At 37.3% G+C, this 14,798-nt stretch carries 13 protein-coding genes; 9 read left to right on the top strand and 4 right to left on the bottom strand.

Annotation, left to right across the window (positions count from 1 at the left end):
* The first annotated feature begins 40 nt into the window (after positions 1-40).
* The 7 genes from ACE3MZ_RS13940 to ACE3MZ_RS13910 are packed head-to-tail and all read left to right on the top strand — an operon-like array spanning position 41 to position 5,909.
* Positions 41-2,008: a 3'-5' exonuclease gene (locus tag ACE3MZ_RS13940; protein ID WP_411342763.1), complete on the top strand. Its 1,968-nt coding sequence runs from the start codon at positions 41-43 to the stop codon at positions 2,006-2,008.
* 46 nt (positions 2,009-2,054) lie between these two features.
* A complete protein-coding gene (locus ACE3MZ_RS13935; RefSeq protein WP_411342762.1) occupies positions 2,055-2,630 on the top strand; it encodes a restriction endonuclease in 576 nt (191 codons plus the stop codon).
* 15 nt (positions 2,631-2,645) lie between these two features.
* Positions 2,646-3,074, top strand: coding sequence for an AAA family ATPase (locus tag ACE3MZ_RS13930; RefSeq protein WP_411342761.1), 429 nt, complete (start codon positions 2,646-2,648; stop codon positions 3,072-3,074).
* Positions 3,075-3,078: 4 nt separating this feature from the next.
* On the top strand, positions 3,079-3,741 hold the full coding sequence (locus ACE3MZ_RS13925; protein ID WP_411342760.1) for an AAA family ATPase: 663 nt from the start codon (positions 3,079-3,081) through the stop codon (positions 3,739-3,741).
* Between the two features lie 8 nt (positions 3,742-3,749).
* Entirely contained in the window at positions 3,750-4,076 is a 327-nt protein-coding gene (locus ACE3MZ_RS13920; protein WP_411342759.1) for an ATP-dependent endonuclease, read from the top strand.
* A complete protein-coding gene (locus ACE3MZ_RS13915) occupies positions 4,063-4,398 on the top strand; it encodes a hypothetical protein (protein WP_411342758.1) in 336 nt (111 codons plus the stop codon). Before ACE3MZ_RS13920 ends, ACE3MZ_RS13915 begins: the two co-directional genes overlap by 14 nt.
* Positions 4,395-5,909: a UvrD-helicase domain-containing protein gene (locus ACE3MZ_RS13910; RefSeq protein ID WP_411342757.1), complete on the top strand. Its 1,515-nt coding sequence runs from the start codon at positions 4,395-4,397 to the stop codon at positions 5,907-5,909. Before ACE3MZ_RS13915 ends, ACE3MZ_RS13910 begins: the two co-directional genes overlap by 4 nt.
* A 60-nt stretch (positions 5,910-5,969) precedes the next feature.
* On the opposite strand, the gene ACE3MZ_RS13905 is transcribed toward ACE3MZ_RS13910, so the two are convergent.
* Positions 5,970-6,284 carry a helix-turn-helix domain-containing protein gene (locus ACE3MZ_RS13905; RefSeq protein WP_411342756.1) on the bottom strand — a complete coding sequence of 105 codons (315 nt, stop codon included), beginning with the start codon at positions 6,282-6,284 and terminating at the stop codon, positions 5,970-5,972.
* Positions 6,285-6,450: 166 nt separating this feature from the next.
* Here ACE3MZ_RS13905 and ACE3MZ_RS13900 point away from each other — a divergent pair, with 166 nt between their 5' ends.
* A complete protein-coding gene (locus tag ACE3MZ_RS13900; protein WP_411342755.1) occupies positions 6,451-6,690 on the top strand; it encodes a hypothetical protein in 240 nt (79 codons plus the stop codon).
* 47 nt (positions 6,691-6,737) lie between these two features.
* On the opposite strand, the gene ACE3MZ_RS13895 is transcribed toward ACE3MZ_RS13900, so the two are convergent.
* The gene (locus ACE3MZ_RS13895) at positions 6,738-6,989 is read right to left on the bottom strand and encodes a hypothetical protein (RefSeq protein WP_411342754.1); all 252 of its coding nucleotides are present in this window, start codon (positions 6,987-6,989) and stop codon (positions 6,738-6,740) included.
* Between the two features lie 195 nt (positions 6,990-7,184).
* Between ACE3MZ_RS13895 and ACE3MZ_RS13890 the strand changes: the two genes are divergently transcribed.
* A complete protein-coding gene (locus ACE3MZ_RS13890; RefSeq protein WP_411342753.1) occupies positions 7,185-7,370 on the top strand; it encodes an IS3 family transposase in 186 nt (61 codons plus the stop codon).
* Between the two features lie 131 nt (positions 7,371-7,501).
* Here the strand turns inward: ACE3MZ_RS13890 and ACE3MZ_RS13885 are convergent, their stop codons facing one another.
* Both ACE3MZ_RS13885 and ACE3MZ_RS13880 read right to left on the bottom strand, forming a co-directional pair.
* Positions 7,502-11,257 carry a hypothetical protein gene (locus ACE3MZ_RS13885; protein WP_411342752.1) on the bottom strand — a complete coding sequence of 1,252 codons (3,756 nt, stop codon included), beginning with the start codon at positions 11,255-11,257 and terminating at the stop codon, positions 7,502-7,504.
* Positions 11,258-11,481: 224 nt separating this feature from the next.
* Positions 11,482-14,544, bottom strand: a complete 3,063-nt coding sequence (locus ACE3MZ_RS13880) for an immunoglobulin-like domain-containing protein (protein WP_411342751.1) — start codon at positions 14,542-14,544, stop codon at positions 11,482-11,484.
* Between the last annotated feature and the right edge of the window lie 254 nt (positions 14,545-14,798).

Here is a 14,798-nt window from a genome sequence, read left to right as displayed (position 1 = left end):
CAGAACCACGGAATCTGCGGCAGCAAGGAGAAACCAGCACATGGCATATATGATTCCGGAAACGATTCCGGGTACCGCAACGAATGGAGAACGCATTCTATTCAACACTTTCCGCAAACATCTTCCCGACGATTATATCGTTTACTACGAACCTCATATCAACAACGGTCATCACCGGCGACCAGATTATGTCATCATCGGTCCCGATCTTGGTCTGCTTGTATTGGAAGTAAAAGACTATACCGAGAATACCTTGCACACATTAAGCCCGGACGATTGGCACATACATACACAAAAAGGCACCGGCAGTCTGGAAACCGTCAAAAACCCGATTACACAAGCACGTAACTACGCATTCCATATTCATAATAAACTGAAAAAAGATCGTAACCTGCTGCAACAAGAAGGCGCTTACGCCAACAGTCTCAAATTCCGCTATGGTTACGGCGTTGTCTTCACCCGTATGAAAGAAGCCCAGATCATCCGCAACGAGATTCATCGCTGCATCGATCTGAATCTGCTCCTCACTCGCGAGGAGATTGATCCCGACGACGAACAATTTAACGCTGACCATCTGCTGGAACGAATGACCAGCATGTTCCCACACCCGTTTCACCAGCGACAATGGCTGAGCGAAGATGATATGAAAGCAATCCGGTATCATCTGTTCCCCGAAGTACGCATCTCTGCCGACATCCGGCAGCGTGGATATTACCAGGATGACCTGCTACTGTCGCTGCATAACATTCAGGCAATGGATCTGCATCAGGAGTCGCTCGCTCGTCAGATCGGCGATCGTCACCGACTGATTCGCGGCGTCGCGGGCAGTGGTAAGACGCTCATTCTGGCTACTCGCGCTCGTACCCTGCTACGTGAACATCCAGAGTGGCGCATTCTGGTGCTCTGTTACGGCAGTCCGTTATCGTGCAACATCCGCAGCATGATTCGCAACAAATTGAGTGAACCGGAAGACTTGTTTGAATGGTCAGTAATGGAGTCGTCGCAGGCAAATGACAACGACGCAGATGACCCATTGAACCGACAATTAGAAATTAGCACCTTCCACGACTGGCTGTACAAACAGTTCCCGGTGAAATTTGCCATGAGTGAAAAGGAAACTGAACGCCAGATTGCTGAGCTGCTGGATCAACTGGATAGCGGCAAAGTAACCGCACCTCAGTACGACGCCATCCTGATCGATGAAGGACAGGATCTCGAACCACAATGGTTGGAAGTGATCACCAAAGCACTTAACCCGGAAACGCAATCATTACTGATCGTGGAAGACAAAGCCCAAAAAATCTTCCGCCGTAAAGTCAGCCTGTCCCGCAACACCGGACTCGACTTCCGCGGACGCTCCAAAATACTAAGCATCAACTACCGTAACACATCGCAGATCGTGGGTTTTGCATGGGACTTCTACCGTTCCCATTCTAAGCTGAAGGACAAATTTCAGACGACGATCACCGCAAACGAACCCGCCGAGATTATTCCACCACAGGGAACGAAACGCAGAGGTCCCGAACCGCAAATGCGTCGCTGTAACTCCATTCAGGAAGAGATGCAGTGGGTAGCAGAACAGATGCAGCATCTGCACCAGGAGAAGAAGGTGGAATATGCAGATATGGCGATTCTGTACCGAGTGAAGGGCAGCTCCAAAAATGCCTTTATCGTGGACGCGATCCGGCAGGAGCTGGATAAGAACAGAATTCCACACAACTGGTTTACGGAGAGCAAAAAGACAAAAGACAACTTCGATCGCAACCATCCCAGCGTGAAGATCTCGACGATTGATAGCGCGAAGGGAATGGACTTTCGCGCGGTATTTATCGTGAATGTGGATGGCATGCCGAGAGAGAAGGCGAAGGAAGAGGATTGGGACGAGGAAGTGTCGCGGTTCTATATCGGGATGACGCGGGCGATGGAGTATTTGTATTTGAGTTATAGCAAGGTGGAAGGATTTGCGAAATGGGTGGATGAGAAGGCTCATCTTAGTATTGGGAAATAATAGAGTTTATTTTAAATAGAAAATAGAGACAAAAGGGGAAGCAGAAATGGCACGTAGAAAAAGCAAGAAGAAACAGCAGCAAGAAACATTTAATGCAATGGGTTTGTTAGTCGTGATGATTGGGACAGGAACTCTGTATTTCACAAAAAGTATAATGGCAGCAGGCGTTATCGCTATCATTGCTCTGATCGTGATAGTCGCAATTGCTTATGTCATCCATGAAGCCAAAGTTGCTCGGTTACGACGTTCAGGCATTGCACAGATTGACAAGATGGATGGCATTCAGTTTGAAAAGTATCTGGAGCAGCTGTTCCGATTGCAAGGATACAAAGCAAATGCAACTCGCGCTCAAGGTGATTATGGTGCCGATCTGGTGATTAGTCGGAATGGCGAGAAGATTGTAGTGCAGGCGAAGCGGTATAGCAAGAATGTTGGGTTGAAGGCTGTGCAGGAGGTTCATGGGGCGATTGCTCACTACAAAGCGTCGGCTGGATGGGTTGTGACGAATAGTGGATATACGCAGCAGGCAAAGAATTTGGCATTGTCTAACAATGTGCGTTTGATTGCGCGGGATGAGTTGGTGGAGATGATTCTAGCAGTGAAAGCTAACAAAATATCATAATACTTTGGAGGGAAAATGGAATTAAAACGATTACAAATAGAATATTTTAGAAATTTTGAGAAGATAGAGATCGAATTAAAAAACCATAATGTGATTTTTGGAATGAATGATGTTGGAAAAACAAATTTAATGTATGCTTTAAGATTTTTATTAGACAGAGAAGTTAGAAATAATGGGTTCACTACCACAGATTTTTTTAGAAATGATATTAGTAAAACTATAAAAATTACGTTAGAGATCTCATTGATGGATTATGAAGAAAGTATGGAAACAAAGAATATCGTTTCTAAAGTTGGTGGTGCTAGAAACAGTAAGAATTTAGATACCTTTTTTTTTCAAATCCAAGGCAGTTATGATAATAATGAGTATTTTGGTATCCCTAAAATTTTTTGGGGAAGTGGGCTAGATGAATTAATTGAATTACCCCAAAAGGTATATTTTTAGTGAGTTGGATAAAATATTTGAAGTAGTATATGTAGACCCTACAATCGATTTAGAAAAAACTTTTTTGAAGCATAAAAAAAGGCTCTTTGATCAGATGAATCTTTCTGATAGTGATAAAGAAATAGAGGTTCGTTTAAAAAAGCTTAGTAATGATATGAATAATGAAATAAGTGGCATGGAGTTGGTTACAAACTTTCAAAGTATGATAACAGAAGAATATAAAAATTTAAAACAAGAAGAAATAAAAATTGAGTTAAAGTCTGAGATGGCTGTCAAAGGTTATTTTAATAACTTAATTCCTTATATCAAAAGAAATGATGATGAGGAGTTGTATCCAACTTCTGGGGATGGAAGAAAAAAAATATTAGCTTACTCACTTTTAAACTATTTAAAAAAAAAACAAGCTGATCATAAAATAGTCATTCACCTAATTGAAGAACCAGAAAATAGTTTGCATAGATCTATGCAAATCGCATTTTCAAAACAGCTTTTTTTTAGTAACGGAGCGTATAATCACTTTTTTTTTTTAACAACACATTCATCAGAGTTATTATACGAGATGGATAATGCTTCTTTAATAAGAGTATATTCTCAAAACCAAACAGATTCCTCATCTTATTTTTATATAAAGTTCAAGAAGAATACAAAGCTATTAAAAAAAAATTAAATCGTTCCTTGGCAACAGCATTATTTGCAAATACAGTTCTTTTAGTAGAGGGCCCTTCTGAAAAAATCTTATTTGAAAAAATACTATCGGTAGTAGCACCAGATTATGAATCAAACGGTGGGTATTTGCTCGAAGTAGACGGTATAGATTTTAAACCTTATGTGGATACATTAAAGGCTCTATCAATAAAAACTCTTGTTAAAACAGACAATGATTTTCAAGCGGTTAGAGGTGGAAAATATAATTTATTAGGTTTTAATAGATGCATGAAACTAATTAATAAACCTAAATTAGACAATATAACGGTAGAATTTCCCCCGATTGAAAATGAATGAAGACGAGACAGTGGATGAGGTTAAAGAAAGAACATTGAAAATTAATAAAGTACAAATTTATGAAAGTGAAATTGCTACAATTGAACTACTAAAGCAAGAAGGCATTTACCTTTCAAAAATCGACTTGGAAAATGATCTATCTGAAGTTATAGCAGAACGAATGGAAGAGGCATTTCCAAACAAAGAAGCCATTATTTTCTTGCAGAAAAAAAAGCTTATTAATATGATTGAATTAATTAAAAAATTATCTGATGAAGATTGTAAAAATATCTATAACCATGAATTATTTATGGTACTTCGGAGGTTAGTTGAACAACAATGACTGAACTTATCATTGATCAAAAAACCCGTGACGAAATATTGAGAGAAGAAGAATGTATGGTTGTATCAGCAAGTGCTGGTTCTGGTAAAACTACAATAATAGTGAGAAAAATGAATGACACTTCCAATAAATATATTAAAGATCATAGAACTATGGCAGCAATAACTTTTACTACAAAAGCGACAGAAGAAATCAGGAAAAAAATAATCAAAATGGGTTTTGAAGCAATTGTAGTGACGAATGATAGTTTTGTCGAGTTTGAAGTTATACGTCCTTTTCTTAAAGATACAGAGTTTTTTAAGAATGAATATTCTAATGATTTTACAGTCAATTATAGTTCAGCCTATAAATTTTCTGAATCAAAAGAAGGATTCTTATTACTAAAAGAAAAAAATATTCTTGGCACTTATACAAGCGCAACAGAGAATTTTAAATTTCAATTAGCTTGTTACATTTTGGAAAATTCAATTGCAGCAAGACAATATTTAAAGGCGAAATATTACATGATATTTATTGATGAATACCAAGATTCGGATGAACAAATGCATCGCTTTTTTATGTTTTTAAGAAAAGAGATTGGTATTAAGCTAATGATAGTTGGAGATAAAAAACAAGCAATATATAAGTGGAGGGGAGCAACTTCAAATATTTTTGAGATCCTAGAGAGAGAAGACTTTGTACATTATCAATTATTTCATAATTTTAGGTGTCATATTGATATTCAAAATTATGCTAATTTTTTTCATGATATTGATCAATTTCAAAAAAGAGGCGACAATATTGAAAATGTAATATTAGCTAGATTTGATAACATAGTTCAGACTCTCAAAAATCTAATACAACAAGAAATTATAGATATTGATAAAGAAGTAACTATAATTTCTAACTTCACCATTCATGCTAAATCAATAGAACAAGAATTGAATTTGGCTGGATATAATTTTATCTTTATTCCACGTACCCCTTTAGATAATGGTTCTTTAAATAATCATCTTTTAAAATGCTTAGCGTACTATTATAAAAATAATGATTATTCTATATATGATTTTTTAAATGATATTTATTTTGAAAACATAAATAAAGATAATGTGCACGCAATTGATAGTATAATTAATTTAAATACTTCATTATCTAGTTTGGAAGAAATTTTAAGGGATTTATCAAATTATTTAGGAATCAGTATAACAAACAATGAAATTAATGATTTTGTAGAAACAATAAATAATCCTGATTACGATAAAGCCTACTTGTTAAATGAAGAAAAGCATAGAATTATGACTGTATTTGGGGCGAAAGGTCTAGAGTTTGATCAAGTATTTGGGTTTAGTAGCCAATATAATATTGCAAATAATAGCGCGAATAATCATCAAGTCGAAAATCACTATGTTTGTATTACTAGAGCAAGAGATAAATTTGTAATGCTACTAGATGATAGAAATGAGAATTATTTAAAATATGTTGAAAAGAGTTTAATTTATCGGAAAGAAAAAAGTATATACAAACTTCTTTAACTAACAAAGCAGGGTGCCCTTTAGGCAACCTGCTTTGTTAGTTAAAAAAATACACTTTACTCAATTATTGATTTTTCTCCAACCTTCTACTACTATTACAGCTAATTCTAACTCTTTTAGCGTCCAAGTTTCTATTGCTTGCTGAATAGGATTAGTGCTATTCAACTGAGTTTTAGAAGTAGATAAATCTAATAAATAATCAACTGATATTTCCAATATATTAGCTAATTTCACAAGAGTCTGCGAATCAACATCTCTTTTGCCTGCTTCATAATTACCATAAGCCTGTCGAGTAATTCCTAATTTATTCGCCATATCTTCTTGAGTAAGATTCTGCAACACACGCTCATTTTTTAGTCGTTCACTATTCAGCACATTATCACCTCTATACAATAGAGTATAAGGTAACAAAATAACCAAAAGAATAGAGGTAACAAATCGTTGCTTTTATATAGAAAAAGAAACAAAATGTTGCTATAATAGGTCAAGAAAGCAATCGTAGCGTTGCCTTCTTACTTTGTACTAAAGGAGATTTTTACATATGTGGATCATCAGCCAAAATCAAAAAATCTGTGTCCAAGCCATTGCGCTCACCGCCGAAACCTCAGACAACGCAACTGTCCTATCCGCCTACGCCGGAGACGGAACCGTCGAATCTGCCTTTACTGTTGGCATCTTCGGCAAGGAGCAGCAAGCGATGAACGAAATCCAGCGTTTCCAACAGCATCTAAGCACGAGCAACACAGCCCCTTTTCAAATCCAAAAAGATCACCATGCTTAGCTATATCCAAGATTCCAGCGATAGCGCACTGATCCAACTCGTACTACCTACAACACCAGCGCAATTTCAATCTCTTGTCGCTGGAACAGTTCCAGAAAAGGAGTTCCATCGACAACAGCTTCATGCGCCAGTTCCATAGGGTGCGCATATACATCCGTCACAATGCGATTCTCGCGCACCAGCACAAATCCACCTTTCACTGACAGAAAGGCATACGAGATACCTTTATACAGAAATTCAATTTCCCGCTGCATCGTAAAATATTCCATCAGTTCATCATACGTTGTTTCATCATTCATAAGCACAATCGACCCTTCGTTGTCATCTAACATATCCAGTCAGCATATCAAATTGTATAACAAGAGCATATAGGACAGAGTGCTCTTTCACACTAACTCTACCAAAGAAAGAAACTCGTCGAATTTCTTTCACTTCATCCTCCAAATAACCGATATAAAATACAGAAGCACCGCAGGATCTCACTGCATAGCTGCATGCCTTATGCTAAAGTTGTTTTTTTACATCTGAAGACTGAGAAATTGAACTTGAACAATCCTAAAACGATGGAAGAAGCAAGGCACCACATTGCAGAGTATTTGAACCATTACAACGAGGAACGGTTTGAAAGCAAACGAAATGACCTCTCCCCGAAAGAATTTCGAGAAAAGGTCATTTCTTGAGAAATGGTACTTTTTTAGTGTCTACTTGATAGGGATAAGACCAGACATCTATGATATCAGATGTCTTTTTTTGTACTTACCGGAGGGTGTTCTATCGATGATATAAAGAATCATCTACATAAAATCAAAAATTAGTCTTTCTGTGAAAGTCGACTCAGACTGTAACCATAGTTCTTTCTGTTGTACATACTACTCACATATCCCTGTCCATCTTGTAAAAAGACGACCGCTCCATCTCCATAACTATCTATTGTTTTGAATTGATTCAGCGTCAAAGGGAGCTGCTGACTGAGCTGAGCAGCGGTTGCTTGGTATAGTTGGAATCCATCGACAACCACATACAAATTCCCGTATTTACTCACTTCGATATCATGTGTACCTGTCTGCAAGGTAGCCACCAGTGTAGAACTCTGCAAATACGTCCCTTTTAACCGTACAATTTTGGATATCGTTTTATGCGTTTTTTTATTGGTAAACGTACCAGCTACATATAAGGTAGCATTCTTCTCATCCCAATCCAGACCTGTGATTTCCACCGTATTGCCTTTGATTTCTTCATCGGTAAATGGCTTAAAGGTCTCACTGTTACGCATAAGATCGCTGTGAGACAATACTTTGCCTTCACTTAATCGATTAGCTGAAATTTTATAAAACATATTGTCGAAACCTGTGCGTGAGAAGAAAATATCTCCTTTTTCGTTCGCGGTAACGGCTTGCCCGGAAGGTAAGTCTGCAATCTTGGTTTTTTTCAACGTAGCTGTAGAGATTTTGAGCAAGCCATAGTTAGGATTCTGCTCACTGAATGCACTCGTTAGATACAGATCTTTACTATTAGCCCCCATGCCTTTGATCGCATCAACATCCCATTGGTTGATCGTTGTAGGTGTAGGATATACTGTGACTATTCTTGTCTTTTCAAGTGCAGCTACTCCCGCAGGATTGACCGCGTTGTAGTGAACGGTATATTCTCCTGGCGTATGAATGTCGATTTCAGGGATGATTGTACCATTTATAGAATAAGTGATACTTTTCTCAAAAGTAGTATAAGTAGCATCACTGACTGTAAATCCACGTTCGTAGTACAAATCATCTTGAAATAATGAAACTTCTGTATGATCTATAGAAATAATAGGCTTAGATGCTGGAAACAGACGTGTAATCGCCTTGGTATCGGATACGTAAGATAAACCGTTTGGTAAAAACATCAAGCTTTGACTATCTGAAATGGTATGATCTTCACTTCGATATAAACTGATTTGATTAAATGATAATGGCAACGTACGATTCAGATGATCAGCCGAAATTTTATAGATACCTGCTGAAATAGATTTTTGAATATCATTGTTGCGTGTATAAAAATACAAATTGCCTTTGATATCAAATTCAATATACTCAATACCTTTAAGGGACTCTTTAAACATAGATACCCATTGTTTGGAATCTGGATTCCATGTAAAAATCCCACTTGGATGATCTAAATCATTGTATTGTGCTATATACAACTGATCTTTCGGGTCAATCGCAAGACTACTAAATGACCTGAAAGGAAACGATGCATAGTCAGTACTCAGCTGAGCTAGTTCAGTCATGCTTATGGGAGCCGAAGGAATATCTGCTGCGGCTATTCTTTTTACAAGTGTGACTTCATCGCTTGTTGAGGTCGTTGTGTAATAAAGATTACCTGCTGAATCCAAAGCAACTGAAATAATAGCAGCATACGATGCGTCTGATGCGATTCTCGAAACAATCGGTGTTAATTTCCAGTTAGCTAATGATACTCTGGATAGTCCCATTTTTCCTTGAGCGAGATAGACGTAACCATTATGATAGTCCATTCCATAAGCATTAGGAATATAAAAATCTTCTAAGTGATAGGCACTTGTAGGAATCGGAGGATTAGAAGCTGACTCGTTATAGGACATGTTTTGAATAGTCGCTTCAGAATCATTGTTAGTAGAACCACTAGCATACACATCTCCTGATGGCAAAATAACAATGCCAATGTGTGTAGACGTATTAGGTATAGGCTGAGCTAGAGCACCCGAAGAAAGGTCAAGTAACTGTGATGCTGTAAGTCGATAATGAGCATCTTTGCCCAGTAGGATCAGATTGCCCGACGGCGCCCACGATATATCGTTAACTGCAAAAGGAAGTTCTATTCTAGGTTCAGTCACTAATAGATCAGTCGCTGTGGTTGTTGCGAGAATAGAAAAAGGGCTATCGGAACCCTTTTTATTTATGTTCGCTGTAATATATAATTTGCCTTCTTCATCAAAATCCAGTCCGGTTATCATATGATAATCTAAATTATTACGAAAAGGCTGAAAATATTCTGCTTTGGCGAAAAGTTCTTCCGAGGTCACAGGTGTAGAAGTATTTAGATAGCGGGCATCTAATTTGCCAATCTCATAATTGGTAGCAAAATAAAAATTCCCCCGCTGATCAAAAGCAAATGACCCATCTAAAGCATCTGTCTCAATCATTAATGTAGGTCTATAATGATCTAGAGATACTTTATAAATACCAGACTTTTGAGATTCACCGTAAGGATCATACCTCGGTTTATTCATAATATAAATAGATCCATTAGCATAATCCATATGTTGAGGATTTTTTAAACCTAAGCTTACTAAATCGGAAGGCAGAGGATTGACTGTAACATAGCGGTTCCAATAGTATGATTGAACACCATCTGGATTTACTGCAAAATAGGTGACTATATATTCTCCTACTACAGAAGTGTCTATACCAGATACAGATTTCCCATGTAAACGGTAGGTCATTTGTATAGGAACATTTGTATAGTTCTCATCGTCGACAACGGCTCCTAACTCTGTATAAGGATCTCCTTGAAATATCGTTAGTTCCGTGCTTCCTAGCAAACGGACAATAGGTTTAGAGTCAGCGAATGGCGCTATAATACTTTCGTCAATGGTTACATATATTCGATTATCCGGAAGAAATATCATTCCACGAATAACCGTGTCGTCATGAAAATAAGACTGAACTTGTTCAATAGAGACAGGTAAATGTTTAAGCGCAGTAGCCGGTATTTTATTGATACCTGTTATAACGGAAGGGTGATCAGACTTAGTACTAAAATATAAATCGCCTTTACTATCAAAAGCGATACTACTGGCATAAGGTGCTTTATCTTTAAACACGATTTGAAATTGTTTGGAATCATGATTCCATTTTAATATTCCTCGAGTCGTAGTAGAACCTACGGTAAGATCACTATAAGCCGAAATATATAACTGATTGTCTCGATCAAAAGCCAAACCACTAATAATCAATTTTTTCTGATTAGCAGGTGAAACATATTCAGCATATACTGTACTTTGATCCAAAAATTCCTGAGCACTCATACTACTAGGGGTAGAATCGGTAAATGTAAATTTGCGAATAATGTTGTCATTCTCTAGATTGTAGTAGAGATTACCATAACTATCATTAGTTACAGAATGAAAAATATATTTGTATTCGTAAAAATCATCATTATCATCGTAGACTCGTTCTCCATATACAAATTCTCTTTGATCGCTATTGGTCAGAGACATCCGAAGTATTCCTTCTCCACCTTGTGCAACATAAGCATGATTTTTTCGATAAGCGATTCCAAATGGATTGCTGATTGAACCCAATACTATTTTATAAACAGCCTGTCTAACCGTAGTATTTGCTTGTAAAGAAGCAACATTCGAACTCTCTTGCGATGTATATACATCAGTACGTACTGTAGAATCAGGATTAGATACAAGGACGGTGGAAGAATCACCTTTTTCTGTTATAGGCGTAGAAGTAGTTGCGGCATCAGTTGGATGTATCCAACCGACTGAGAAGATTAGGCAAATCATCACACTCCAGATTACACTTTGTTTCATCATAATCGCTCCTTTTATTGGAAAATATGTATACATAAAGTATATGAATAATGAATTATAAATAGATATAGGGATTAAGATTCATTAATATATATGCAAAAGCCCCTCCAGAGTCACCTGTTTTACATACAAGATGATCTCCAAAGGGACTTTTGGCATTTCAATTCAATCAACGTACTTCATTTGTAGAAATTTCTTTTTTCTATATCTCATGATAAATCACATCATCAATCTATAGACCACAGTAGTACATCAAAGCTGGAACCAGATTTATTTCTACTCGACATACTGCTGACATACCCATATCCATCTTGTAAAAAGACAATCGCTTCATCACCCCAAGGATTATCTATGTTTGTGAAATCAGATATGGTTAACGGACGATTATTCAACTGCTTCTCTGTGACTTTATATAATTTGAAGCCATCCAAAATCACGTATAAATTTCCATTTCTACTGATCTCTATATCATGAGTACCTTTGTTAAAGGTAGCGATTGGTGTGTACGTTCGCATATCGTTATCTTTGAAACGTACCACTTTAGATGTGGTTTTATGCGTTTTTTTGTTGGTAAACGAACCAGCTACATACAAATAACGGTTCGTCGCATCCCAATCCAGACCTGTAATTTCTACAGTATTGCCTTTCACATCGTTGTCTTTGAATGGTTGAAATGTCTGACTACCGTGCATTAACTCGCTATACGAAAGAACTTTTCCTTCAGTGAACTGACTTGCTGGAGTTTTGTAAAACATATTATCAAATCCATAACGGGAAAAGAATAGATCTCCATTTTCTTTGGCTGTAATGGCTTGACCTGAAGGTAGGTCTGCAAGTTTCGTTTTTTTCATAGTAGCAAGAGAGATTTTAAGCAGACCGTAATTAGGATTCTGTTCATTGAATGCACTGGTTACATATACATCTTTGCTATTAGCACCCAGACCTTTGATCGCATCGATATCCCATTCAAAAAGGTCGTATGGAGCAGACCTTACAGTGACGATCCGTATCTTCTCTATTGCAGATACACCTGCTGGATTCATAGCATTGTAATGGACAACATATACGCCAGCCGTATGAACATCTATAGCAGGAATCGTTTTACCATGAAAAGAATAGGTGATACTTTTCGTGAGCTCTGACTCAGCATAGGTAGCATCTTGAACTGTAAATCCACGTTCGTAATACAGATCGTCTTTGAACTGTGAGACTTCATTTCGATCTATAGTAATAACCGGCGGTGATACTGGAGCAGGATTGGGTAGAGCAGGTTCGCTAAAAGGCATTTTTTGAAGAAGAGTTGGAAAATACGTACTGTCTGTAGAGGAATTACTTACATATACTTCTCCTGTTGAAAGAATAGCAAGCCCTACAATCGCATACTCCGTGTAACTTCCCACCATCTTTTCAGGGAGAATGTTGGAGGAAAAGTGGAGTAACTGCGAGGCAGTAATCCGATAATTGTAGTTGTCGGGACGCGCGCCGAGAATGAGCAGATTACCTGAAGGCCCAAATGAGATATCTTTAATATCATATGGAATATTTACAGCAGGCCCAGTCACTAGAAAATCAGCAGCTGCTGTACGTGTTAGGATCGAATAACCATCGTATCCTCCTTTTAATTGTAGGGTAATATAAAGTTTGCCATGTTGGTCAAAATCCAACCCAGTTATCGTATGGTTTTGCCATTTAGGTTGATTGGCAAAAGGCTGAACATATTCTGCGCGTTCAAAAAACTGATTGGATGTTAAAGGTACCGACGAATCAAGATCGCGGATATTCACTTTACCGATCCGACTATCATGAGGTAAAGCAAAGTATAAATTTTCCTTTTCATCGACCGCAAGTGCGCTAAACGTCTGATCTGTCTGAACTAGTAAAGACTTTTGGTAATTAGATAAAGAGACTTTATAAATTCCCCCCGTTTCGCCAGGTTGATTATATTTATCAGTAATATATAAATTTCTAGCATCAGCATCCATACTGCCCGGAGCAATCAAATAAATGTCAGATAAATCCGCCGGTAACAATGTAACAGTAACTGTACGTGTTTGGGTAACTGCGGCATACCCAGCAGGATTGACAGCATTATAATCAATTTGATAAGTACCAATTACAGATGTATCTAAGTGATCCACAGGCTTTCCGTCTAAAGTATACGTTATTGTGAGTGGAATATTGTTGTATGTTTCGTCTTCAATGGAAGCACCTGATTCGTTATACGGTTGTCCTTGCAATAATTTGATCGATTTTTGACCATTTAGTGTAAGAATGGGTTTGGAACTAGGAAAAGGAGCAAAAATAGAAGTACTGTCTGAAGCATAGATTCGACCATTAGGAAGAACAGCTAAACCGTAAATTTTGCGTGGAGAGTGAAAATATCTTTGAGGTATATCTTCTTTTTCGATAGGCCAGTTATTCAGCTGACTACGTGAGATCTTACTGAGTTGATCTAGTTCATATGGAGGTTCATTGTAATCGCCTGGTAATTGAAGATGCAAATTACCTTGACTATCAAAATCAATACTTTTAATACTCCAAACTTGATCATTAATTATAGGGTCAAAATGAGACTGTGAAGGATTCCATTTTAACAATCCTTGAGGTCTTAAACCAGAATAGACGTAATCTGGACGAAACAGAGAAACGTATAATTGATTATCGTGGCTGAACCCAATACTGCTAATTTGTATATCTCGACTATCGTATCCGTATGCAGCAGGATCGGTGTAAGCGATACTTTGATTCATAAACTGTTCAGCGGATAAGGGCAGCGGCGCCGAGGAATCAAAAATAAATTTATATACTTGTAGACTACTGCGTACTGTATAATACAAATTTCCGTATTTATCTAAAGTTACTGCGCGAAAATCAATATTGGCACTTTTGCCAACAATTACATGGATTTTACTTGTTGTCAAAGATATTCGGGATATTCCATTTTTTCCTTGGGCTACAAAAATAAACTTATTGTAATAATCCATACCATACGGAGTATCAATCTTAAAGTCTTCTAATTGCTGATAGATAGAACTCGCATAGACATCATTTTGAACATTTTCCTGAGTTGCTACATCATCTTCGCCTAGTGTTTTTTGAGGTAATGCTTGAGGAGTATAGACATCCGTATATACTGTAGAATCTTCAGAGGCAGTATCGATTAGAGGAGTCGATAACGATGTTTGTTCTTCCGTGTTAATTGCAGAATCGCCTTCAGCATATACTTTGTTTTGGATGCCACTCGATAATAGTAAGCAAAAAACCAAATTCCAAATCACGCTTTTTTTCATATTCATCACTCCTTTTAATTGGAAAATATGTATTTCATTATAGATGTATAGTAATAAATAGATATAGGGATTAAGATTCATTACTTGCATGCACAATGCCTAATTTATTTAACTAATATATCCAGTCAGCATATCAAATTGTATAACAAGAGCATATAGGACAGAATCCTCTTTCACACTAACCCTACCAAAGAAAGAAACTTGTCGAATTTCTTTCACTTCATCCTTCAAATAACCGATATAAAATACAGAAG

The organism is Paenibacillus sp. WLX1005 (assembly GCF_046603685.1).
GTDB lineage: Bacteria > Bacillota > Bacilli > Paenibacillales > Paenibacillaceae > Saccharibacillus.
Note: the sequence above shows the minus strand (reverse complement) of the source record. Positions and strands in the feature narration are given on the sequence as shown.